The 23,319-nt window shown below is 73.1% G+C and carries 22 protein-coding genes; 9 read left to right on the top strand and 13 right to left on the bottom strand.

Annotated features, from left to right (window positions below):
- Positions 1 to 133 precede the first annotated feature (133 nt).
- The 4 genes from EAO71_RS33960 to EAO71_RS33945 all read right to left on the bottom strand — a co-directional run bounded on the left by EAO71_RS33960 (position 134) and on the right by EAO71_RS33945 (position 3,948).
- Entirely contained in the window at positions 134 to 640 is a 507-nt protein-coding gene (locus EAO71_RS33960) for a hypothetical protein (RefSeq protein WP_147981686.1), read from the bottom strand.
- 124 nt (positions 641 to 764) lie between these two features.
- On the bottom strand, positions 765 to 2,984 hold the full coding sequence (locus EAO71_RS33955; protein WP_261992479.1) for an ATP-binding SpoIIE family protein phosphatase: 2,220 nt from the start codon (positions 2,982 to 2,984) through the stop codon (positions 765 to 767).
- A gap of 138 nt (positions 2,985 to 3,122) precedes the next feature.
- Entirely contained in the window at positions 3,123 to 3,344 is a 222-nt protein-coding gene (locus tag EAO71_RS33950) for a hypothetical protein (RefSeq protein WP_147981676.1), read from the bottom strand.
- 223 nt (positions 3,345 to 3,567) lie between these two features.
- The gene (locus tag EAO71_RS33945) at positions 3,568 to 3,948 is read right to left on the bottom strand and encodes a VOC family protein (protein WP_147981675.1); all 381 of its coding nucleotides are present in this window, start codon (positions 3,946 to 3,948) and stop codon (positions 3,568 to 3,570) included.
- 403 nt (positions 3,949 to 4,351) lie between these two features.
- Between EAO71_RS33945 and EAO71_RS33935 the strand changes: the two genes are divergently transcribed.
- The 5 genes from EAO71_RS33935 to EAO71_RS33915 all read left to right on the top strand — a co-directional run bounded on the left by EAO71_RS33935 (position 4,352) and on the right by EAO71_RS33915 (position 10,416).
- Entirely contained in the window at positions 4,352 to 5,773 is a 1,422-nt protein-coding gene (locus EAO71_RS33935; RefSeq protein WP_261992478.1) for an MFS transporter, read from the top strand.
- Entirely contained in the window at positions 5,763 to 7,256 is a 1,494-nt protein-coding gene (locus EAO71_RS33930) for a pyridoxal phosphate-dependent decarboxylase family protein (RefSeq protein ID WP_147981673.1), read from the top strand. The genes EAO71_RS33935 and EAO71_RS33930 overlap by 11 nt, the downstream gene beginning before the upstream one ends.
- 364 nt (positions 7,257 to 7,620) lie before the next feature.
- A complete protein-coding gene (locus EAO71_RS33925) occupies positions 7,621 to 8,697 on the top strand; it encodes a ThiF family adenylyltransferase (protein ID WP_261992477.1) in 1,077 nt (358 codons plus the stop codon).
- Complete coding sequence (locus tag EAO71_RS33920; protein ID WP_147981672.1) at positions 8,694 to 9,302, top strand: GNAT family N-acetyltransferase; 609 nt, start codon at positions 8,694 to 8,696, stop codon at positions 9,300 to 9,302. Before EAO71_RS33925 ends, EAO71_RS33920 begins: the two co-directional genes overlap by 4 nt.
- A 316-nt stretch (positions 9,303 to 9,618) precedes the next feature.
- Entirely contained in the window at positions 9,619 to 10,416 is a 798-nt protein-coding gene (locus tag EAO71_RS33915; RefSeq protein WP_147981671.1) for an inositol monophosphatase family protein, read from the top strand.
- 58 nt (positions 10,417 to 10,474) lie between these two features.
- Here the strand turns inward: EAO71_RS33915 and EAO71_RS33910 are convergent, their stop codons facing one another.
- Positions 10,475 to 11,686, bottom strand: coding sequence for a saccharopine dehydrogenase family protein (locus tag EAO71_RS33910; protein ID WP_147981670.1), 1,212 nt, complete (start codon positions 11,684 to 11,686; stop codon positions 10,475 to 10,477).
- A gap of 122 nt (positions 11,687 to 11,808) precedes the next feature.
- Here EAO71_RS33910 and EAO71_RS33905 point away from each other — a divergent pair, with 122 nt between their 5' ends.
- The 4 genes from EAO71_RS33905 to EAO71_RS33890 all read left to right on the top strand — a co-directional run bounded on the left by EAO71_RS33905 (position 11,809) and on the right by EAO71_RS33890 (position 17,318).
- A complete protein-coding gene (locus tag EAO71_RS33905) occupies positions 11,809 to 12,582 on the top strand; it encodes a TetR/AcrR family transcriptional regulator (protein ID WP_147981669.1) in 774 nt (257 codons plus the stop codon).
- Between the two features lie 176 nt (positions 12,583 to 12,758).
- Positions 12,759 to 14,558: an ATP-binding SpoIIE family protein phosphatase gene (locus EAO71_RS33900; protein ID WP_147981668.1), complete on the top strand. Its 1,800-nt coding sequence runs from the start codon at positions 12,759 to 12,761 to the stop codon at positions 14,556 to 14,558.
- 706 nt (positions 14,559 to 15,264) lie between these two features.
- Positions 15,265 to 15,846 (top strand): carbonic anhydrase, encoded by a 582-nt coding sequence (locus EAO71_RS33895; protein WP_147981667.1) that lies wholly within the window; start codon positions 15,265 to 15,267, stop codon positions 15,844 to 15,846.
- A complete protein-coding gene (locus EAO71_RS33890; RefSeq protein ID WP_147981666.1) occupies positions 15,843 to 17,318 on the top strand; it encodes a SulP family inorganic anion transporter in 1,476 nt (491 codons plus the stop codon). The genes EAO71_RS33895 and EAO71_RS33890 overlap by 4 nt, the downstream gene beginning before the upstream one ends.
- A gap of 151 nt (positions 17,319 to 17,469) precedes the next feature.
- On the opposite strand, the gene EAO71_RS33885 is transcribed toward EAO71_RS33890, so the two are convergent.
- The 8 genes from EAO71_RS33885 to EAO71_RS33850 all read right to left on the bottom strand — a co-directional run.
- The gene (locus EAO71_RS33885; protein ID WP_147981683.1) at positions 17,470 to 18,003 is read right to left on the bottom strand and encodes a hypothetical protein; all 534 of its coding nucleotides are present in this window, start codon (positions 18,001 to 18,003) and stop codon (positions 17,470 to 17,472) included.
- Positions 18,004 to 18,167: 164 nt separating this feature from the next.
- A complete protein-coding gene (locus EAO71_RS33880; protein ID WP_147981665.1) occupies positions 18,168 to 18,971 on the bottom strand; it encodes an SGNH/GDSL hydrolase family protein in 804 nt (267 codons plus the stop codon).
- 231 nt (positions 18,972 to 19,202) lie between these two features.
- The gene (locus tag EAO71_RS33875) at positions 19,203 to 19,916 is read right to left on the bottom strand and encodes a DUF6215 domain-containing protein (protein WP_147981664.1); all 714 of its coding nucleotides are present in this window, start codon (positions 19,914 to 19,916) and stop codon (positions 19,203 to 19,205) included.
- Between the two features lie 91 nt (positions 19,917 to 20,007).
- Positions 20,008 to 21,333 carry a hypothetical protein gene (locus EAO71_RS33870; protein WP_147981663.1) on the bottom strand — a complete coding sequence of 442 codons (1,326 nt, stop codon included), beginning with the start codon at positions 21,331 to 21,333 and terminating at the stop codon, positions 20,008 to 20,010.
- Between the two features lie 201 nt (positions 21,334 to 21,534).
- The gene (locus tag EAO71_RS33865; protein ID WP_147981662.1) at positions 21,535 to 21,996 is read right to left on the bottom strand and encodes a hypothetical protein; all 462 of its coding nucleotides are present in this window, start codon (positions 21,994 to 21,996) and stop codon (positions 21,535 to 21,537) included.
- A gap of 171 nt (positions 21,997 to 22,167) precedes the next feature.
- Positions 22,168 to 22,521, bottom strand: a complete 354-nt coding sequence (locus EAO71_RS33860; RefSeq protein WP_147981661.1) for a PRC-barrel domain-containing protein — start codon at positions 22,519 to 22,521, stop codon at positions 22,168 to 22,170.
- Between the two features lie 14 nt (positions 22,522 to 22,535).
- Positions 22,536 to 23,060, bottom strand: a complete 525-nt coding sequence (locus tag EAO71_RS33855; protein ID WP_147981660.1) for a DUF3618 domain-containing protein — start codon at positions 23,058 to 23,060, stop codon at positions 22,536 to 22,538.
- Positions 23,057 to 23,319 (bottom strand): phage holin family protein (locus EAO71_RS33850; RefSeq protein WP_147981659.1); only part of this gene is annotated, 263 nt, incomplete at its 5' end. The genes EAO71_RS33855 and EAO71_RS33850, both read right to left, overlap by 4 nt.

Below are 23,319 nucleotides of genomic sequence, written 5' to 3'. Positions count from 1 at the left end.
ATCTCCCACCCCGCCCCTCGTCGCTACGCGGGCCAGCTTCCCACACGGCGTCCGGCCGGCGCGTACGCCCCCCGGGGTGGGAACGCGCCGGTCCGCACGGCATGGTCGGCAGGCGGCGGACTGAGCCGGTCCGTCAGAGCGCGTTCTTCGTCGCGCTGACGACCACGCACTCCTTGTACTCGCTGCCGTCGGCCTTGCCGGGGTACGCCGTGGTGGCCTCGGTCTGCTGGGAGGCGCCCGCCTTGACCGAGAGGCCGGTCACCCTGGCGGTGGCACGCGCCGTGCCCGAGCCGGCGGCGCCGCGGAACTCCATGGTGACGCCGTAGGTGTAGTCGAGCGATCCGTTGTTGGTGACGGTCAGCCGCGCGACCAGGTTCTTGCCCGAGGCGTCCAGCTTGCAGTCGTCGATCCTGACGTCGCGCACGGCCTTGTTCGCGCTGGAACCGCCCGGGGCGGAGACGCCGCCCGTGCTGCCGCCGGTGCTGTCGTTGGTGTCGTTGCCGTGGCTACCGCTGGACGAACTGCCGGAGCCGGAGTGCGAGCTGCCGCCGCAGCTGCCGCCGTGGGAACCACGGGCTCCGGTGAGTGCGACCAGGGCGATGCCGAAGACGGCGACGGCGCGGACATGGCGAAGCTTCACGTTCAACCCCCGTTGAAGTGTGGATGGGTGAGAGGGCCCGGCTTGACGGGCGCACGTCACCCTAACAGTGCTCGGGTACCACTTTTTCCCACCCCTGGACCGCCCCGGAACGCCTGGCGGATCCCTACAGCGCGGGGAAGTCGAGGGGCGGGACGTCGCCCGACTTCTCGGAGAGCTCGGCCCACACCGTCTTGCCCTCCCGCTGGTGGCGGGTGCCCCAGCGCTCGGCGAGCTGAGCCACCAGGAGCAGCCCGCGGCCGCCCTCCTCGAAGAAGCGGGCCCGCCGCAGATGGGGTGTGGTGCTGCTGCCGTCCGAGACCTCGCACATGAGGGTGCGGTCGTGGATGAGGCGCAGGCGGACGGGGGGCCGTCCGTAGCGGATGGCGTTGGTGACCAGCTCGCTGACGACCAGTTCGGCGGTGAAGACCAGGTCCTGGAGTCCCCAGACTCCCAGGTGCTCGGTGACGCGTGCCCGGGCGCCGGCGACGGAGGCCGGCTCCGCCTCCAGGTCCCAGGTGACGACCTGGTGCGTCCCGAGGGTGCGGGTGCGGGCGAGGAGCAGCGCGACGTCGTCCTCCGGACGCCCCACCGGCAGCAGGGCCTCGAGCACGGCGTCGCAGGCCGACTCCAACGAGGGTGTGTGCCGGGCGAGTACGTTCCGCAGCCGGGCGAGGCCCGTTTCGACGTCGTGGCCGGGGGCTTCGATCAGACCGTCGGTGTACAGGGCGAGCAGGCTGCCCTCCGGCAGGTCGAACTCGGCGGCCTCGAAGGGCAGTCCGCCCAGGCCCAGCGGTGGCCCGGCGGGCAGGTCGAGCGTCTCGACGACTCCGTCCGGGGTCACGACGGCGGGCAGCACGTGCCCCGCGCGTGCCATCGCGCAGCAGCCGGTGACGGGGTCGTAGACCGCGTACAGACAGGTCGCCCCGATGTCCCCCGTGGACTGCGCCTCCGGGTCGGTGGAGGCCTCGACGGACAGGCGCTCGACGACGTCGTCGAGATGGGTGAGGAGCTCGTCGGGCGGCAGGTCGATGTCGGCGAGGGTGCGCACGGCGGTCCTGAGGCGCCCCATGGTGGCGGCGGCCGGGACGCCGTGCCCGACCACGTCGCCCACCACGAGCGCGACCCGGGCGCCGGACAGCGGGATGACGTCGTACCAGTCGCCGCCCACGCCCACGTCGGAACCGGCGGGCAGATAGCGGCAGGCGACGTCCACGGCCGACTGGGCCGGCGTGTGCTGCGGGAGCAGGCTGCGCTGCAGGGCGATCGCGGCGGCGCGGGCGTGCGTGTAGCGGCGCGCGTTGTCGACGGCCACGGCGGCCCTGGCGGCGATCTCCTGGGCGAGGAGCAGGTCCTCGTCGTCGTAGGGATCGGGGTTGTGGTGACGGGAGAACTGCGCGACACCGAGGGTGGCGCCTCGGGCCCGCAGCGGCACCACCATCGTCGAGTGGATCAGGGGCGCGCCGCCGAATCCGACGTCGTCCGGGTGCGCCGGCGGGGACCCCGGGACGGGAGGCACGACGCGGTGGTGGCGCGACGGGCGGCCGGTGGCCAGGGCGAGCGCGGGAGGCGACTGTTCCGGGTAGCTGTGGAGCTGCTGGGGCGCGATCGCGGCCCCCGCCGGGCCGTGTTCACCGTCGTCCCCCTCAGCTTGCTCCGGCTCGGCCTCCGGCCGCTGGGCGACGCGGCGGACGACCGACGCTCCGGTCACGGGATCCCCGCTCGCGGTGAAGGCCGAGTCGAGGAGATCGACGGTGGCGACGTCCGCGAAGCGCTCGACGGCCAGGTCGGCCAGCTCCTGCGTCGTCCGGCCGATGTCGAGGGTGGTCCCCACGCTCATCCCGGCTTCGTTCACCACGGACAGCCGCCATCGCAGCCGGCGGTCCCGCTCGTCCTGGAAGGCCTCGACGCTGCGCTCGGAGGTGTGGTCCACGTACTCGGTGCCGAGGGCGACGAGTCGGCGGGTCGCCGCGCCGATCAGTTCGGCGTCGTTCGTGAGCCGGGACAGCTCTTCGAGCATCCGGTCCAGGACGAGCCCCTGGGCGAGCCGGAAGGCGCGCAGCATCGCGCTGACCGGCTTGCCGAGCTGGGCGAGGCGCCGCGCGCGCTCCACGTCGATGGCCGGCGGGGCGATCCGGCTGGGCTCGATGCCGTGTTCGAGGGCGAACAGCACGCCGCCGATCCGTTCGGTGGTGTTCTCCGCCGCCATCCGCGCGAGGTCCGGCTCGTCCCACAGCTCGGGAACCTCGTGGCGCAGGCGCCGTTCCACGTCGTGGATGAGCTGGTCGGCTTTCAGGCTCAGCTCATGTGCGGCACGGGACAGGAGTCTGTCCTCGGCGAGGTCCACGGTGACGATGTTACGCCGCCCCTGTTCCACCGCCAGTGAGCGCGGAACGAAGCCGTCCTGACTGTCCCGTGGGAGGTTGACGAGCCCTCGTACGGGCCCGCGTGTCCGACCCGCCGCCGGCGCGCGGTGGAGGGCCCGTCAGGGCACCTCCCCGAGGACCAGGGCGAGGGCCAGGATGACGGTGAGGGCGGCGAGACCGGCCATCGTGTAGCGCGCCGCCCTCGTCCCGCGCCCCGACCGGTCCGGCACGGAACACAGGGGGCCGCAAGAACCCAGACCGGCCTCCTCGTGGTCGAGCCAGTAGGCGTCGAGGAGGGCGGCGGGGTGGGCGGAGCCGTCTGATTCGTTGCGGAAGCTCATGCGGGGGACAACGGCTCGGGCCGACCACGGGTACGCGGCCGGCCGGGACCGTCATCCGATCGTCACGTTGCATATCCCGCGGGTGCTTGCGCCGGACGTTCGACTGCCGTCGGCGGGCGGCGGGTTGACGCGCGGAGACACCGGGATCGGACCGGACCGTCGGCATCCGGCCGGCCGTCGTGGACGGGATGTCGTACGTACGGGACGGAGCGGATCGGCCGGGTCAGCCTCCGAGTTCCTCGGTCACGCAGAGGATGTTGCCTTCGCTGTCCTTGAACCAGGCACCCCGCATCGTGTCCGACTCGACGACGCCGTCGACCGTCTTGATGCCGGGCAGGTCGTACTCCTCGAAGGTCACGCCCTTGGACCGCAGTGCCGACATCTCGGCGTCGAGGTCGCCGACCTTCCAGCTGGCCAGCGTGTGCGCGGCCTGGCCGCCGTGGGGCGTCTCGTAGAGACCTATCGTCGTACCGCCACAGTCGAACCGGGTGTCCTCGTCGGACTCCCTGGTCATGGTGAGGCCGAGGGTGTCGGTGTAGAAGCGCTTCGCCCGGGCCAGGTCACTGACCGGAATGATGGCGACTATCGGTGACTCCGACAGCATCGCGACCACCTCCTCCTTCCAGGCTACGCAGCCTCCCGCCGGGCCACAGGTCGAGCACACCGCGGTCCGGCCCGGAAGCCGGACGGTGACCGCGCGGACACCGACAGGTCGCGACGGCGGAGCCTCGACGCCGCACCCCGGCCCACACCCGCACCCCGGCCCGGACCCGCACCCGCACCCGCACCCGCACCCGCACCCGCACCACCTTCCGCGCGCTTCCGCAGGGCCCGTGCCCCGTCCATTCGCTCATTCCTCCTGAAATCTCCCTCGACTTGGGGGGTCGCGCGGCGCCTCGTGGGTCACCGGCCGCCGGGCCGAGCCGTCGTCGCGGCCGGACAGCGTTCATGCCGCTGTCATACACACCTCTTGCCGCCCGCTCGAACGCTCGTTCATGATCTGCGGCATGCCAGCAGACCTCCGCGCGGATGCCGAAGCGTTTCCGCACCTGCCGCGCCGGGTGCGCATCGGATACGGGCTCGGCTCCCTGTGCACGGGGACCTTCGCCACCGTGCCGGGCCTGATCCTGCTCTACTACCTCACCAACATCCTGGCCGTCCCCGCCGCCGTCGCGGGCGCCGCGGTCTTCCTGCCGAAGGCCTGGGACGTTCTGATCAACCCGCTGGTCGGAGCCGTGTCCGACCGGAGCCGACTGCGCGGCGGGCCACGCCGTCCGTTCCTCCTCGTCGGCGCCTGCACCCTTCCGCCGCTCTTCGCGCTGCTCTTCGCCGCACCCCCGCTGCGCGGAGCCGCCGCCGCGGGTTACGTGGCGGTGCTCTTCCTGCTGGCCGCCACCGCGTACGCCGTCTTCCAGGTGCCCTACGTGACGATGCCCGCCGAGATGACCGAGGACCCCGCCGAGCGGGGCCGGATCCTGGGCTGGCGGGTGGGTTTCCTCGGCGTCGCGATCCTGCTCTCCGGCGCGCTCGCCCCCGCCGTCGCCCATGCCGGCGGCGGCAGTCCGGCGAGCTACCGGACGATGGGGGTCGCCGTCGCCGTCCTGCTGGCCGTGGGGATGTTCGGCGCCTGGTACACCACCCGGTGGGCGCCGGCCGTGGCGCGGAGCGAGGCCGAGCCCTCGCTCCGCGCGCAGTTGGCCGCCGCCCGTTCCCACCGGCCGTTCGCCCACCTGGCCGGCATGTGGACCCTCCAGGCGCTCGCCGTCGGCGTGATGCTCGCGGGGGTGCAGTACTTCGCCACGTACACGCTCGGCTCCCCCACCGCGGTCACCCCGTTGTTCGCCTGCCTGATCGGCCCGCTCGTCCTCGTCATGCCGCTGTGGAACCGGCTGTCCCGCCGGTGGGGGGTGAAGCGGGCCCAGTGGTGCGCCTCGCTGCTGTTCCTCGCCGGAGCGCTGCTCCTCGCGCTCACCCCGGCGGCCGGACCCGCCCTCGGCTTCGGCTCGGTCGCAGTCATCGGCGTGGCCTACGCCGGGCTCCAGCTGCTGCCGCTGACCATGCTCGCCGACACCCTCGCCGCCGACGTCGCGCGCACCGGGAAGCGCCGGGCCGCGACCTTCACCGGTCTGTGGACGGCCGCCGAGACGCTGGCCTTCGCGCTCGGCGCGGGGGTGTTCGCCCTCGTCCTGGCCGTGACGGGGTTCCGCTCCTCCGACGCCGACCACCGGATCTCCCAGCCCGAGGCCGCGCTGACCGGCATCACGGCGGGGATGAGCCTGCTGCCCGCCGTCCTCGCCGCGGCGAGCCTGTGGCCGCTGCACCGCTACCGGGWGGACGACCCCGGCGCGGCGCCTCCCGCGGCCACGCACCCGAGCCCGGCGACCGATCCGTCCGACCCCCCGCAGGAAGTGACCCGTCGTGCCGACTGAGCCCACCGTTTCCGGTCCCACCCGTTCCCTGCCCGCCGGACGCGCCGCCGCGGACGTGCTCGACGAGCTGCGCGCGCTCCGGCAGGCGGACGCCCCGACCCGGGGCGGGCGCACCTTCGCGTACGTCTACGACGCGGGCCTGGACGGCCTCGACGAGCTGGCCGCCGCCGCGTACACGGCCTACGCGACGGTCAACGGCCTCGACCCGACCGTCTTCCCCAGCGTGGCACGGCTGGAGAACGACCTGGTGGGTGCGGTCGCCGGGCTGCTGGGTGCGCCCGGCGCGCAGGGCACGTTCACCAGCGGCGGGACGGAGAGCATCATGCTCGCCGTGAAGGCGGCGCGGGACCAGGCGCGCGCCGTCCGCGGGATCACGGCGCCGCAGCTCGTCCTCCCGTCCACCGCCCACGCCGCCTTCCACAAGGCCGCCCACTACCTGGGGCTCGAGGTCGTCGTGGTGCCCGTCGACCCGGTCGGCTTCCGCGCCGACGCCGACGCCATGGCCGCGGCGCTCACCGACCGCACCGCGCTCGTGGTGGCCTCGGCACCGTCCTACGCACACGGGGTGATCGACCCGGTGGCCGAGATCGCCGGGGCGGCCGCCCGGCGCGGTGTGCTCTGCCACGTCGACGCCTGCATCGGCGGCTGGCTCCTGCCCCACCTGCGGCGTGCCGGACGCGAGGTGCCGCCCTTCGACCTCTCGGTGCCGGGTGTCACCTCGCTCTCCGTCGACCTGCACAAGTACGGGTACGCCGACAAGGGCGCCTCGGTCGTGCTGTACCGGGACGCGGAGCTGCGCCGCCACCAGTACTTCGCCCACGCGGCGTGGCCCGGCTATCCGGTCGTGAACCCGACGGTGCAGGGGACGAAGTCCGGCGGTCTGCTCGCCCAGGCCTGGGCGGTCCTCCAGCACGTCGGCGAGGACGGCTACACGGCCCTGGCCGGCCGGGTGGCGGAGGCGTCGGACCGGCTGCTCGCCGGGCTGCGCGAGATCGACGGCGTACGGGTGCTGGGCGAACCGGCCGCCGGACTGGTGGCGTTCACGGTGCTCGACGGACCGGCCGGCGGCGCTCCGGACCTGAGCCTGCTGCTCCACCTCGCCGACGAGATGCGCGCCCGCGGCTGGTACCTCCAGCCCCAGCTCTCCTTCGACGGGCTGCCGCCCAACCTGCACCTCACGCTGACGCCCGCGACCGTCGGTCAGGTGGCGTCGTTGGTCGAGGACCTCGGGGACGCGCTCGTCTCCGCCCGGGCGCTCCCGCCGGTGACCGTGGATCCCGGGCTCGCCGAACTCGCGGCCGGGCTCGACCCGGAGACGCTCGGACCGGACGAGGTCGCGGCCGTGCTGGCCTTCGCGGGTCTCGCCGGCGACGCGGGGCTGCCCGACCGGATGGCCCCCGTCCTGGTGCTGCTCGACGCACTGCCGGGGCCGCTCAAGGAGCGGCTGCTCACGGAGTTCGTCGGCTCGGTGTTCCACGTCTGACACCGCGTCCCGCACATCTGACACGACGTCATCGACGCGCGGCCGGGCGGGGCGGAGGGCCCCGCCCCCGGGCCCCGGTCGCGACGGGGGGCCGATCGGCGTTCGGAGCGCAGGAGGGGCGCAGATGGAGCGCAGAACGAGGGCGGAAGGGGCGCACTCGGCTAGAAGATCAATTCGAGTGCGCACAGGAAGGTGATCAACCGCTTTCCATGATCGTCCGCTTGCTACGTTCACCGCCGTGACCCACACCCCCACTGATTCCGCCAACGGGCGGGCGAGCACCCGCGTGCCCCGCTCCCGACCCTCCGACGAATCGTTTCGACCTCTGCTGTTCGACGCCTCACGGAGTGAGGACGCGGCAGCGGTGACGTCCTTGCTCGCCTCGACGGACCTGCGCGAGGTCCACGACCGGCTGGACAGCCAACTCGAGGAGCTGGTGGGCTGCCAGGCACCGGGTGAATCGTTTACTCCGGCCGGCCTCGCCGCCGCCGTGGAGCGGGCGCGGAACGGAGCCTCCCCGGACCGCTACGGCACCTGGGTCTGGTATCCGTGGTCGGGCCGTCTGGTGCGCGTCCTGCCGGAGGAGGCCTTCCGCCTCGTCCGGACGGACCGCAACCGCGACAAGATCACCCGGGAGGAACAGCGGCAGCTGCTGGGCCGTCGCATCGGAGTCATCGGCCTCTCGGTCGGCAACAGCGCCGCGCTGACGTGCGCCATGGAGGGAGTGGGCGGCTCGTTCCGCCTCGCGGACTTCGACCGGCTGAGCCTGTCCAACCTCAACCGGCTGCGCGGCGGGGTCCACGAACTCGGCCTGGAGAAGTCGGTGATGTGCGCGCGGCGCATGTACGAACTCGATCCGTACCTCGACATCGAGATCCACCGGCAGGGTGTCGACGAGGAGAACATCGACGCCTTCTTCGGCTCCGGAGCCGGGGAGGAGGGCCGGTCCGGCGGCGCGAACGGCGGCCTGGACCTGCTGATCGAGGAGTGCGACACCCCCTGGGTGAAGGTGGCCGCCCGGGAGCACGCCCGGCGCCACCGGCTGCCCGTCCTCATGGACGCCAACGACCGGGGACTGCTCGACGTCGAGCGCTTCGACCTCGAACCGGAGCGGCCCCTCTTCCACGGCCGCACCGGCACCGTCACCGCGGACGACGTCCGGGGCCTCGACCGGGACGGGGTCGTCCGGCTCCTGCTCCGCATCGTCGACGAGCGGCGGCTGAGTCCCGCGATGACGGACGCCGTCCAGCGCATCGGGTCCACCCTGTCGAGCTGGCCGCAACTGGCCAGCGGCGTCATGCTCGGCGGCGCGCTGGTCACCGACGCGGCCCGCCGGATCCTGCTCGGCCGACCGGTGCTCTCCGGGCGCTACTACGTCGACCTGGACGCCCTCATCCCGGCGGCGGCCCCGTTCCCGGTTCCCGCGGGAGCCGCCGAGTGACCCGCGTCCCCGAACTGCGCGGAGACCGGCTCCGCCTGCGCGAACTGCACGTCACGGACCACCCCGTCTTCGAACGCATCGTCACCCACCGGGTCCTGACCCGGTACCTCGGCATCGACCGCATGGACGGCCGGCAGGCCCATGACGCCTTCGCCCAGGCGCTGGCGCAGCCGCACGCGCGCCCCCGGCGCAAGTACACCCTCGCCGTCTGCTCACCGGACGACGACACGATGGTCGGCACCATGGGCCTCCTCGTGGAGGACTACGGCAGCAACGCCATGCTGACCGGGCTGGTCCTGCTGCCCGGCGCGCCCGTCCGCGGTCACGGGCACGAGGCGGGCCGCCTGCTCATGGCGTACGCCTTCGGGGTCCTGGGCCTGCACCGGATCTGGGCCGGACACCGCGCCGACCACCACCACATGCGGCCCGTCATGGAAGCCGCGGGTCTCCGTCCGGAGGCCACCCTCCGCCAGTTGTTCCGCACGCAGAGCTCCTGGCACGACGTCACCACCTACGCGACCGTCGCCTCGGACTGGAAGCGGCAGGCGACCCCTGCCGAACTCTCCGTCCTCGACTCCGCCCCCGCGCTGCTGCCGAGCCGCTGAGACCCCGCCGGGTCCCGTGCGTCAGGGCAGTCCCGGAGACCCCGGGGCACCGCTGGTCATCACGGACCCGCGCCGCTCCCCCGGCCCTCGCCCGTCGGATCGGCTTCCTGACCGTCGGTCGGTGCGGCGATCCGGGCGTCCCGCCACGGTCGTCGGTCGTCCGCCGTCACCATCCGCAGAGTCACCGTGCGACGCGTGTCCCCGGCCCGGGTCGGGCGCGCCGTACCGGTCGTCCGGGGTCGACCGGCAGCCCCGCGGAACCGGCCGTCTCCGCCTGCCCGGCGGACCGCGGACGATCGGCGCTATGCTCCGCGTCATGATCGAATCGGGGGAGGACCTGGACGACGCCGGGGTCGCGACGGCCGCCGCACGCGCCGGCGCCGACGTCGTGCGCGCCCTGTACGGACAGCGGCTCGGCCGCGTCGACAAGGGGGCCGGAGACTTCGCGACCGCCGCGGACCTGGACGCGGAGGAGGCGATCCTCCGCGTGCTCCGCGCCGCCCGGCCGGACGACGCGGTTCTCGGTGAGGAGGGTGGGCAGCGGGGCGCCCCGGCGTCCGCGTCCACCCGCCAGTGGTTGGTGGACCCGCTGTGCGGCACCCTCAACTACGCCGTCGGAAACATGCTGGTGGCCGTCAACGTGGCGCTGCGCGGGGGCGCGGCGGCGGTCGCCGACCCGTTCGCCGGCGAGGTCTTCTGCACCGACGGCAGGAGCGCCTGGGTCCGTGGCGACGAGGGCGACACCCCGCTCGCGCCGACGGCCGCCACCCGCCTCGTGGACGTCAACCTGGACCCGCCCTTCCCGAACGCGCCCGGCTTCCGGGCCGTCGAACTGCTGGCCCATGCCGGCTTCGTGGAGGGCTTCCGGCCCCGGGTCGTGTCCACGACGCTGGCCTTGGCGTGGGTCGCCGCCGGGAGGCGCGCCGCGTACGTCACCGACGGCGGCGACCTGTCCGGGAGCGTGCACTTCGCCGCGGGGATCGCGCTCTGCCGGGCCGCCGGTTGCGTGATCACCGGGGTGGACGGCGCTCCGCTCGGGCCGGCCGGCCGCGGGCTCGTCGTGGCCGCCGACGCCGACACCCACCGGCGGCTGATGTCGATGATCCGCGACTGAGACCACCGCCGCGCCGACCCCAGGGCGAGTCGCGAAAGTCCCGCCCCGGCGCGGGTTCCTACTGTTCGCGCAGCCCCCAGGGAGAGCCGTACTCGGTCAGCAGGTCCAGGAACGGCCGGGGGTCGAAGGCCTCGGCGCCCAGGACTCCGGAGCCTTTCCAGGTGCCGGCGGCCATCAGTTCCAGCGCGACGACCGGATTGACGGCCGTCTGCCAGACGACGGCCTGGGAGCCGTACTCGCGCATCGACCACTGGTTGTCGACGACGTGGTACAGGTACACCTCGCGCGGCTTGCCGTCCTTGACACCCTTCACCCACGTGCCCGCGCAGGTCTTGCCGTGCATCCGGTCGCCGAGTGTGGCGGGGTCGGGCAGGCAGGCGGCCACGACGTCGCGCGGGGAGACCTCGGCACCACCGGGGACGGAGACCTTCTCCGTACGGTCCAGGCCGAGTTTGTGCAGGGTCTTGAGGGTCTCGATGAACTCGTCGCCGAGGCCGTACTTGAAGGTGACCCGCCGGGCGTCCACCCAGCGCGGGATGAGCAGCACCTCCTCGTGCTCCACGTTGACGCACTCGACCGGGCCGATGCCCTCCGGGAAGTCGAAGACCTCCGGCTCGCTGAAGGGTGCCGTGGTGAACCAGCCGCGGTCCTTCTCCCAGATCACGGGCGGGTTCAGGCACTCCTCGATGGTCGTCCAGATGGAGAAGGACGGCGCGAAGTCGTAGCCGTCGACGGTGAGGTTCGCACCGTCGCGGACGCCGATCTCCTCGATCTCGTCGAAGAGCTCCTCGGCGGCGTAGCGGGCGAAGACGTCGGAGAGGCCCGGCTCCACGCCGACGCCGACCAGCGCCAGGCGACCGGCCTTCTCCCAGTCCGTGGCGCGCTCGAACTGCGCGTCGCCCAGCTTGACCCCGCACTCCTCGAACGGCCGCTGCGGGTGCGGGTAGGACAGCGACATCGCCATGTCGAGGTAGTCCGCGCCGGCCGCCAGCGCGGCCTCGAAGAGGGGCAGCACGAAGCGCGGGTCGGTGGCGTTGAGCAGGACGTCGCACCGTTCCCCGGCGAGCAGCGCCTCGACCGCCGCCTGGTCGGAGGCGTCGACGCGCGCGGCGCTGAACCGGGTTCCGGCGTCGCCCAGCGCGGCCACCGCCGCCTCGGCGCGGGAGAGGTCGTAGTCGGCGACGACGAAGTGGTCGAAGAAGGAACGACGGGCCGCGATCCGGGTGATCGCCGTGCCCACGCCACCCGCTCCCACAAGCAGTACTCGCATGACAGGGCTGCCTTTCTCGTACGGCAAGGCCGAGGCCTTCGGTCCGACCATGGAAGTCCTGGGGCCGCACATGCGTCAATGCTGTTGGCATAACCTGGGAAAGAGCCGAGAAAGGGGCTGCCATGCCGAAGAAAGTGGTGCCGGAGGCGGCACGCAGACGCAGAAAGCCAACGAAGGCCGGCGTGGTCCTGTCGGAGCAGCTCATCGTCGAGACCGCGCTGCGACTGCTGCAGCAGCCCAGCCGCGAGGGCCTCACGGTGCGGCGGCTCGGCGCGGCCCTCGGCGCCGACCCGAGCAGCCTGTACCGCTACTTCCGGGGCGCCGACGACCTCACCCTGGCGATCGCCGACGCGCTGATCGGGCGGGCCATGCGGGGCTGGCGGGGCACCGGCGACTGGCGTTCCGATCTGCGCGAGCTGGGGGTGCGGATCTACTCGGCGTACCTCGCCCACCCGCAGGCGGCGGTCCTCRCCGCCAGCCGGGTCAGCGGCCGGGCGAACGAGATCGCCGCCGACGAGGCGATCCTCGGCGTGCTGCGCTCCGCCGGGCTGCCCGACCCCGAGGCGGTGCGCGTCTACCACGCGTTCATCGACCAGACGCTCGCGTTCGCCGCGCTCGACGCGGCCGGTCTGGCGCTCCCCCACTCGGCGCGCGCCGCCGACGAGGCGGTCTGGCAGGCCACGTACGCGCGGCTCCCCGCCGAGACCCATCCGCACATCGCGGCCACGGCCCCGCTGCTGGTCGCCCACATGAACGACAGTGCCTACCCGGTCGCGCTGGACATGCTGCTGGACAACGCGGCGGCCACTCTCGCGCGCATGCGGAGGGCCGCCGGCACGCCCGGTCGCGGGCGCGGGAGCGGGGCGGACGGCGGAGGCGGCACCGGAGGGGAGTGAGCGGCGCCCGGCCGTCCGGTGCGAGGGCGGCGGAAGGGCGGTGCGGGGGGTCCCAGGGTGGCGCGGCCCGGAGTTTGGCCATTTTCTTTCCGTCGCCGCATTCGGCAAGCGTGGCGGCCCCTTCCGGGGCACACTGTGCACCAAGGGGCGTCGGAACGTGGCGGGAGGCCGAAACAGTGAACGGCGGCAGCCGCAAACGGCGCCTGACCAGCCGGGGCTCGGCGGGGAGCGGCGCGTCGGCCGACCGTTCGGGCCACGCGAACCCGCGTTTCCGCCGCAGCAGGGGGCTTCTGCCGCCGGACAGGTTCACCACGCGCGGGCAGCTCGCCTGGCTGAACTCCGCCACCTCCCGGATCGGCACCACGCTGGACCTGGAGCGCACCGCGAGGGAACTGGCCGAGTTCACCGTGCCCCGCTTCGCCGACGGCGCCGCGGTCGACATCCTGGAGAGCGTCCTGCGCGGGGACGAGGGTGCCCGCTGGACCGGTTCGGGCATTCCCGCCCTGCGGGCCACGGCCCTGTGCGCCATCGAGGAGCTCTCCTCGCTGGAGCCGACCCCGGTGGGAGAGACGTTCGTCCACGCGGAGAAGCAGCACGAGACGCTGCTGCACCGGTACTGCCTGCGGCAGGGCAAACCGGTCCTGCTGAGCCGGATGCGGGACCACGACTTCGTCCGGGTCGCGCCGACGGCGAGCGCGGCGGCGAAGATGCGCGCCGCCGGTGTGCACAGCTACCTCGCCGTGCCCCTGATCGCCCGCGGGCTGCTCCTCGGCAGCGCCGACTTCGTGCGCGGCGCCGGAACGCCGCCGTTCTCCTCGACGGATCTGGCGCTGGCGGAACAACTCGCTTCCAAGGCCGCGGTCTTCATCGACAACGCCCGGCTGTACGGGCGGGAGCGCGAGCACGTCGTCTCCCTGCAGCGCAGCCTGCTGCCGCGGGCGACTCCGCTGACGCCGGGACTGAACGTGTACGCCGAGTACGCGCCGGCCACCGCCCACCACGGCGTGGGCGGCGACTGGTACGACGTGATGGCCCTGCCCGGCGGGCGCACGGCGCTCGTGGTCGGCGACGTGATGGGGCACGGCCTGCCCGCCGCGGCCACCATGGGGCGCCTGCGGACCGTGGCGCGGACCCTGATGACCCTGGACATGGCCCCGGAACGGGTGCTGGCGCGGCTGGACCTGGCCACCCGGGACCTGGAGGACGAGCAGGTCGCCACGTGTCTGTGCGCGGTCTACGATCCGGCCGACTCCAGCTACACGCTGGCCAGCGCGGGGCATCTGCCGCCGCTGCTGGTCGACGGGCCGGGGTCGGCCGACTTCGTGGAGGTGCCGATCGGCGCGCCGTTGGGGGCGGGGGTGATCCCGTACGACCCGCTGCGGCTGCGGGTCCCCGACGGCAGTCATCTGGTCATGTACACGGATGGGCTCATCAAGTCCCGGACCGAGGACCTGGACACCCAGCTGGACCGACTGCGGACGGCGGCCCTCGGTCTCGCGCCCGGCGCGCTGGAGGCGGGCGGTCTGCTGGAGCGCGCGCCGGCGGGCGCGGCCCGGTTCGACGAGGCGGTGCTCCTCGTCACGGAGGGCGCCCCGTCCCCGTCGGACGACCTGCGGGTGTGGGAGTTGCCCAAGGACGGACGCGCCGCCTCCGTCGCCCGCGGACTCGTCACCGGCCAGCTCGCGACGTGGGGACTCGACGAGCTCGCCGACGTCTGCGAACTCGTCGTCTCCGAACTCGTGGGCAACGCCCTGCGCTACGGGAACGGTCCGGGCGACCTGCGGCTGATGCGCGGCGAGCGCCTGGTCGTGGAGGTCTCCGACACGGGACCCGACCTGCCGCAGATCCAGCACGCGGAGCTCAGCGACGAGGGCGGCAGGGGGCTTCAGCTCATCAACATGCTGTGCCGCAGGTGGGGTTCGTGCCGCACCGTCACCGGCAAGGTCGTCTGGGCGGAGCAGAACCTGCCGTCCTGAACGCCGGCGTGCCCGCGGCGGGCCGGACGAGCGGCCCCCGCGGCGACGCGCCCGGACCGTCCGCCGTTCCCGGCCCCCCTCCCGCCGCCGCGACGGCAGGAAGAAGACCTCGCGGTGACGCGCGGAAGAACGTCTGTGCGGATATCGCCGGCCGTCACCTCCGATGGTCCTTCCGCGTATTCCGCAGGCCGCATTCCGATGGCGCGACGCACGTGCGGGGGAATCGCCGAAAGGAAGCATCCAGGACAACGCCGGGTATTTTCGGTCGACTTGAATTCAGTCCCGCACGGCAGGCGACCAGGACTCCGATCGGCCCCCGGCTCCCCGGCGTCACCGCCCCGACCAGCGGCGACCCCTTCACGCGGGGCGAGGACGCGGGACGCGGTTGACGGGCGAGCGATCAGTCATCGACGCCCCGCCCTTCACCTGGAACTCCAGAGCGAGCGCTTCGCGTCAGATTCCATCCGCCTTTCAGTCACTCGCCACGAGCGAAACTCCGCGTTCACTTTCCCCAAGGCAAAGCAAGGTAAAGTCGCGCTTGACCGGCTGTTGACCACCCCTTGACGACCCTTTAGTTCGACGGGCGCCCGGCGACCGCCCTCCGACCGGAGCTCCCGGTCCGCCCCGGCGGACCCACCTCCGGGCACTCCCCCACACCCGCTCGCACGTCCGGCGCGCCGCGTGGCACGCCACGAGGAGTCACGACATGCAGCCCCTCATCGCCCACGCCCGATCCTTCGGGCAGCGCCCCGAGGAGTTCGGCAGGCTGGCCGAAGGCCAGTCCCCCCAGGTCCTGTTCATCACCTGCTCCGACTCGCGCGTCGTCCCCGCGCTCATCACGGGAGCCCGCCCCGGCGAACTCTTCGAACTGCGCACCGCCGGCAACATCGTGCCGCCCTACGGTTCCGGAGGCCCCAACAGCGAGGCGGCGACCATCGAGTACGCGCTGGAGGTCCTCGGCGTCCGGGACGTCGTGGTCTGCGGCCACTCGCACTGCGGCGCCGTCGGGGCCCTCGTCCGGGGCGACGACCTCTCGTCCGTGCCGGCCGTACGGGACTGGCTCGCGCACGCCGCCGACGCACCCGCCACAACGGACTCCGCCGACCCCGCCGTCGCGGCGGCGGTGCAGCACCACGTCCTCGCGCAGGTACTGCGCCTGCGGTCGTATCCGTGCGTGGAGCGGCGGCTGCGGAACGGGCAACTGGGCCTGCGCGCCTGGTACTACGAGGTCCACACCGGCTCCGTGCTCGAGCACCGCGCGGCGAGCGACACCTTCGAGGCCCTGTGAGCGCGCCCGCGAGCCCTCCACCCGCGTTCCCCCACCTGCGCCAGGACCTCGCCGCCTCGCTCGTCGTGTTCCTGGTGGCCCTCCCGCTCTGCCTCGGGGTCGCCGTCGCGTCCGGTGTACCGGCCGAACTCGGCCTGGTCACCGGCATCGTGGGCGGTCTCGTCGTCGGGTTCCTCCCCGGCAGCAGCCTCCAGGTGTCCGGGCCGGCGGCGGGCCTGACCGTCCTCGTCCTCGAGGCCGTCCGCCACCACGGTCTCAGCACGCTCGGCGTGATCGTCCTGGTCGCCGGTCTCCTCCAGATCGCGATGGGGGCGCTCCGGCTCGGGCGCTGGTTCCGCGCGATCTCGCTCTCGGTCGTCGAGGGCATGCTCGCCGGCATCGGCCTGATGATCGTCGCGGGCCAGCTCTACACGGCGGCCGGGGCGGTCGCCCCCGTCTCCGGACCGGGCAAGGTGGCCGGACTGCCGGGTGCCGCCGCCGACGCCCTGAGCGACCCCGGCGCCCTGGTCTCCACGGCCATAGGCGCCGGCACCATCCTGGTGATCGTCCTGTGGCGGCGGTTGCCGCCGAAGGCGCGGACGGTCCCGGGCGCGCTCGGCGCGGTCCTGCTGGCCACCCTGGTCACCTTCCTGCTCGACCTGCCGGTGGCGACCGTCGAGGTGACGGGGCTCCTCGGAGCCGTCCGGATCCCCGGGCTCGACGCCTTCGGCGACCTGGCGACCCTCTCCGTGATCGGCACGGTGCTCGCGTTCACCCTGATCGCCTCCGCGGAGAGCCTGTTCAGCGCCGCCGCGGTCGACCGGCTCCACGACGGCCCCCGCACCCGGTACGACCAGGAGCTGATGGCACAGGGCGCCGGAAACACCGTGTCCGGCCTGCTGGGCGCGCTGCCCCTGACCGCCGTCATCGTGCGCAGTTCCGCCAACGTCGAGGCGGGCGCCCGGACCAGGGCCTCCCGGGTGCTCCACGGGGTCTGGCTGCTGCTGTTCGCGGCACTGCTCCCGGCCACGCTCGAGCTGATCCCGCTGCCCGCCCTCGCCGGCGTCCTCGTCCACGCCGGATGGAAGCTCATCCCCGTCCGGGCGACGCTCGACCTCTGGCGCGGCCACCGGGGCGAGGCGTTGATCCTGGTCGCCACCGCCGTGTCGATCGTGCTCGTGAACATGTTCGAGGGCGTCCTGATCGGCCTGGCGCTGTCGGTCGTCAAGACGGCCTGGGACGCCTCGCAGTTGAAGATGGAGGTGACGGACAAGGGAGCCGGGCCGGTCCGGGTGTACCTGTCGGGGAACGCCACCTTCCTGCGGCTGCCGAAGATACTCGACAGCCTGGAGGCGCTCCCCCAGGACCGCCCGGTCGAACTGGACCTCGCGGGCCTCCACCACCTGGACCACGCCTGCCGTACGGCCCTGGAGACGTGGGCCGGCAGCCACAGCGCGGCGGGGACGGAACCGGTGAAGGTCACCATCCCCTGAGGCCGGGGGTCTTCCGTCGAGGGGCTCCGTCCGGCGCCGCCGCCCCGCTCCCGGCGACTCCGGGGCGGCGGCACCGACCGCCGCGACGAAGCCGTCCGCCGGGGAAGGATCCCGGGCGGACGGCACCCGCCGTCGCGGGGCGCGAGGCCGGTCAGCAGCCGCCGCAGTTGTAGAACGTCACGTCCCAGTGGTTGCCCTCGTCGGCGTAGACGTTCCCGGCGCCGGACTTCCACTGCGGGGCGCCGTCCCCGCGGACCCCGATGTAGGTGAACGTGTTCTTGACGTAGTTGGTGACGCAGGTCGCCTTGCTGAAGTCGAGCTTGTAGCCGTTCCAGTGCGAGTACGTGCCCGACGCGTGGCCGGTCTCGGTGCCGCCGGTGATGTTCAGGGCGCAGCCGCTGGCGCTCTTGAGGGTCTGGGCGCCCTGGGCGGTGGCGAGGTTGAGCTGCTCGAAGGACGTGCAGGTCGCGTTGTTGCGGTTCGAGCAGCCGCCGGACGAGGACCAGGTGATTCCGGAGCTGCGGAACATCGACGTGGCCGTGGCGTGGCTGATCTTGGTGACCGCGTGGGCGTCCGTGGCTCCGCCGAGGACTCCGACTCCGGGCGCGAAGAGCACGCCGAGGACGAGGGCGAGGGCGGTGAGGACGGCGCGGACGCGGCTTCCGGCCGGGCGACCGGGGTGCACGGCAGGGACGTCCGGGGTCTGGGGGGACTTCACGTGGTTCCTCCTGGGAGACGGTGTGGCTGACGGGGTGACAGGGATGCGGTGCGGTGCGGCACGTCCACCCCCGGGGTCTACACGCGTCGACTCGCGACACGAGTGATCCCCCGGGAAGGTGCGGTCGCGTTTCAGGCGGCGGAGCGGAAGGCCGGGAGGTAGCCGCCGGAGTGGCCGGTGGCCGTGGGGTGGTAGCTGTTGGACACGGGCACGGTGACGCTGTGGAGCCAGGCGTTGCCCGAGCAGATCTCGTGGCCGGTGAACTCGTCGACCACGCTCGAGTAGGTGAATCCGGCGTTGGCGGCCTGCTTCGCGAGCATGCCGTTCAGGGCGTCGCCGCCCCGGTTGATCGCCGCTCGCTCGGTCTCGCTCAGACCGGCGATGCAGCCGCCGTTGAGCTGGTAGAAGCGCGGGTATCCCAGCACGACGACGTGTGCCTGCGGGGCCCGGCTCCGGATGGCGCCGTACAGGGAGGTGAGGCCGGCGGGCAGGGTGTTGTTCACCTGCGCGACGGCGTTGTTCACCGCGTTGACGCAGGTCGCCTCGCTCTGCAGCACGCAGGTCTGCATGACGTCGGCGAAGCCGATGTCATTGCCGCCGGCCGTGACACTGACCAGGGTCGTGGAGCTGGTGAGCGGGGACAGCTGGCTGTTCTTGACGGTGCCGGTGGTGGCTCCGGAGCAGGCGGTGAAGGAGAACGAGGCGGGGGCGTTGGCCGCCGCCCACAGGGACGGATAGGCCTTGCTGCTGCGCTGACAGCTGCCGCTGTCGGACAGGTAGCTGCCGGCGCCCACTCCCGAGGAGTAGGAGTCGCCGAGAGCGACGTAGCGCTCCCCGGCCGTCGTGGCGGCGGAGGCCGGCTGGGCCAGGCCGACCACGGTGGCGATCACGGCCAGGAAGGAAGGAACGATCCACGCCCATCTAGACGTGTACATGACAATCTACTCCTTGGGGGGATGTGGGGGCCAGGAGTTGTTGAAGCGTCACTCTTGTAGCAGTGATCCGGACCCGCGCGATAGACGTCCGAAACAGTTTGTTGAGATTCGCCGCCGGCCGGATCGGGCGCACTCACCACATCTGACGCAATGTCACCCTCGTTGCGAGGTAGGCGGATCGGGCCGCCGCCACTCGGTCGCGCCCGCCTCCCGGAGCCCCTCCCCCACCCGTCACCGGGCGGTCTGCCACCCCGGAAGTGCCGGCAGGACCTTCTCGGCGACGCGGCGCAGCGTCGCGTCGTCGGGGGTCGCCCCGTCGGTGCGCCACAGGGTCACGTCGTAGGAGCCGCCGCTGTCCCGGGCGTCCTGGGCCACCATCAGCGTGCGTGCCGGGACACCGGGGCCGCTCTCGGCGTCGCTGCCGTCGAGGCGGAAGCTGATGCTGATGGTGCGGTCCGGGTACACCACCGCCGGACGGCCCAGGATCTTCTGCTTCTGCGCGCCGTTCAGGTACTCGGCGGTGTCGGCCATGGGAACGGCGTCGTAGGAGGCCGTCAGGGTCACGGTGTACGTCGGGAACTCGACCTCCGCCGACGGTGTGGCGATCTCCTCGTCCGAGCCGAACCGGTGCGACCCGTCGCTGCCGGTGACGGAGCTCGGGGCCTCCCCCGGCGTGCCCAGCAGTGCGGCGAGATCGGGGCGGAAGAGCGCCTCGCACAGCCGCTGCCCGGTGAGCTGCCGGGGCGCCCTGCCAGGCTCGGGCGGAGTCGCTCCGGGCTTCCCGTCGTCCTCGCACGAGGGCGTGTACGGCGTGCTCCCGGCCGAGCCGGACACCTCCCCGTACGCCCACAGGCCTCCCGCCAGGGCGGCGATCGTCACCACCGCCGTCACCGCCTGCCCCCATGCGCCGGCGCCCCTCGGAAGCGCGTCGATGTCGTGTGCCATATCCCCCACCTGCCGTGATCCCCCCGATTCGCGCCCCGGGACAGTAACCCGTGATCATCGGGGGAACAAGGAGATTCTTCCCGGTCCGCGATCAGCGGCGACCCGCGCCGTCCGTGGACGCCGCGAGAACGGCGAGGACCAGCAGGACGACCAGGGCGCACAGGAGCACGAGAGCCACGACCGCGGGCGTGGGATAGCTCCACAGGAAGAGGGTGAGAGCCCCCGCGGCGACGACCGTGCCCGTGGTCAGGGGGCGGTGCGTGCGCAGCCAGCCGCCGACGGCGCCGGTGTCCCACCCGTTGCGGACCAGGGCGTGACCGGCGGCGCCGACGCCCCGCCCGGTGGCCGTGCGGACCGCGCCGGCACCGCGGCCGGGCCCGTACAGACAGGCCGCCAGCGTGGCGATCAGGGAGATCACGAGTACGGTCAGCGTCGCCTGCCGCAGGAACCTCACGAGCGTGTCGTAGACGGCCGCCGCCGCTTCCTGCGACTGCGCCACCGGGGCCACGGCGTCCAGGTAGATCTGCCGCACCACGGAGAGCCCGACGAGCAGCCCGCACATCATCACGCCGATGCCGATGCCCGCGCACATCACCGCCCTGCGGCGCGAAGGCGCCGCCCAGACACCGAGGCCGGCGATGACGACGACGGCCGCCGGGAGCCAGGGACCGAGCACGCCGAGCCAGCGGGCCGCGTCCCGTACCTCGCTCAGCTTGTCGTTCCGCAGCAGCACGATCGAGGTGTCGGCTCCGGGGATCTGCTCGGCGTCGACGAGCGTCGTGCCGACGAGCTGCTCCTGCATCTCCTCGACCACCGCGCCGACGTTCAGGGTGATGGCGTCGCCCTTGACCTCGACCGAGCCACCGCCCTCTCCGGTCAGGACGTTCATCGCGGCGGTGTGGGCACCGCGGTTGACGTCGTCCCAGGCCCTGGCGAAGGCGTCGCTGGTGACCACCTTCTTCACCACGTAGCGCACGCCGCTGGTGAGACCGCTCTTGAGCTGGTCGTCCAGGGATCTCGCCGCGTCGACGAGGAAGCGGGGTGCGTCGCGGTCGGCCAGGATGTCGGCGAGGGCATCGCTGATCTTGCGGACGTCGACGCGTGCCACGACGCCGTCGGTGACACGGTCGACGAGCACGTCCTGGACGGCGGGATCGCGGGCCAGCGGCGCGACGGTCTGTTCGTAGCGGTCCACGTCGTTGATCTGCGAACTCGCCCAGGCCGCCACCACGCCGACGGGCGCCAGCAGCACGGCCAGGGCGAGGAGCACGGACGCGACGGAGATCCGCAGCCGGCGGTGCCGGAGGCCGGCGTGCCGGCGGAGGTGTTCGTACTCCGCGCGCTCCGATGCGTCCAGCGGGCGGCTCGGCTCCCGGGGCCCGGGCCCCTGCGGACCGGAGTCGGCGGGTGGGTCCATGAGACTCCCTCCGGGCGCGGTCCTCGGCGCGCCACGGCGCTGTGCCCCCGCGGTCAGGCGGCCGCCGAACCGGCCGGCGCCTGTCTCCATGGTCGGCCATCGGCAACCGGCCCGCAGCTCGCCCACGAACGCTGCACCCGCACCCCTCCGCGTACGGCACGTGCCGCCCGTGGCCCCGGGCAGCCGTGCGGCTCGGCCGGGTCAGCCCGCGGCCGGCGGTCCGGAGTCCGGCAGGGCGGTGTGGTCGGGGTGGCCGCTCGTGCGGCGCGCCTCCTTGAGCTCGGCCTCGTACAGGTGGTCGCGGCCCTCCGCGAGCTCGCCGCGGACCCGGCGTTCGAGGTCCCGGAACGGCTCGTAGTAGCTGCGGTCGTAGGCCTCGACGATCTGGTACGTCCAGTGGCCCGGGATGACGTTGCGGCCGAGGATCTCGCGGAGCACCTCGGCCGCCCACTGCTCGTGACCGGCACGGCGCAACAGGTCCACCGCGCGGTCCAGTTCCAGATCGGCGCTGCCGGTCAGCTGGTGGAAGGAGTACAGGTGGCCGCGCGCCCGCTCGGTGGTCTCCAGGGCCTTGCTCAACGCGCCCAGTGCCTCCACGGTCGTGTCGCTCACTCCCGGGGGCCGCGTGTGGTCACGGTCGGGGCCGTCGTCTCTGTCGTTCATGGATGCCCTCTCCCCGGGGCGGCGGCGGCACACACCGACGGAGCGGCCGCACGCCCCGGCCGGGCGAACGGCGGGCTCGCGCCGGCGYCGGCGCGGCACACCCGGCCGACCGGATGCGCCACCCCGGCGGGGTGCGGCACATCCGGTCGGCCGCCGGCGAACGCCCGGCCGCTACATGTGCGGCTTGCCGTAGTACAGGCCGAACCGTTCCAGGTACTCGGGATCACCCACCCGCTCGCCCTCGTCGTACGCGGGGGCACGTTCGATCTGGTCCTTGGTCCGGTCGAGGTGGACCTTCCGTTCGGCGGTGTCGATCCGCTCGACGGTGCCGGCCGGGAGGAGGACCTTCCGGCCGAAGATCCACACTCCGGTGTCGACCACCAGGTAGGAGGAGCCGACGTCCTCGGTGTGCCGGTCGATCTTGCCGATGCTCCCGTCGACGGCTTCGACCCGGTAGCCGATGAGGTCGGTGCCCCGACGGTGACCGGTGCTCGGGTGGTAGCCCCAGATGTCGACGTCATTCACGGCGCGACCTCCCTTCAGCGCTTCGTCGTCCCCCGCCACAGGACGTACGCCAGGGCGAGCGCGGCGGCCCCGCCGAGCACCAGGCCACGGTGCCGGCTGACCGCCGAGGCGGCCTCCGTCGTCTTCTCGCGCAGCGGTTCGGGCGTCTTGTCGCGAGCCGTCTCCAGTGCGTGCGTCGCCTTGTTTTGAGCGCGGTGGCCGACCTCGGCCGCCCTGTCCTTGGCGTGCGCGGCCTTGTCCTGGGCGCGGTGGCCCACCTCGGCCGCCTTCTCCTTGGCGTGCGTCGCCTTGTCCTGGGCACGGTGGCCGACCTCGGCCGCCCTGTCCTTGGCGTGCGCGGCCTTGTCCTGGGCGCGGTGGCCCACCTCGGCCGCCTTCTCCCTGGCGGCGGTGGTCCGCTGCTGGACCTGGGCCTTGATGTCCGTCTTCGCGGCGAGTGCCTCGACGGTCCGTCCGAGCTCCTCGCGGGTCCCCTCGACCTGTGCGCGGAGCTCGTCGGCCGTGGGAGTCTGCCGTCCGTTGCCGGTCTGGTCGGTCATCGGTGTGCACTCTCCTTGATCGTGGTGATGTCGGCCTTGACGCTGTCGACGGTCTGTTCGGGGGCGGCCGGGGCGGCCCGGCCGACCTGCTTCTTTCCGACGGCCGCGAGGATCCCGGCGAGCGCGCACAGCGCCACCGTGACCACCAGCGCGGACAGCCACAGCGGCCATACCAGGCCGAGGGCGATGACCGCGGTGGCGACGAGCGCCTGCGCCGCCAGCGCGGCCGACAGGCCGGCGCCGCCGAACAGCCCACCGC

It is taken from the genome of Streptomyces sp. MS191 (assembly GCF_008042125.1).
GTDB lineage: Bacteria > Actinomycetota > Actinomycetes > Streptomycetales > Streptomycetaceae > Streptomyces.
This window is presented reverse-complemented; position numbering and strand designations above follow the sequence as displayed.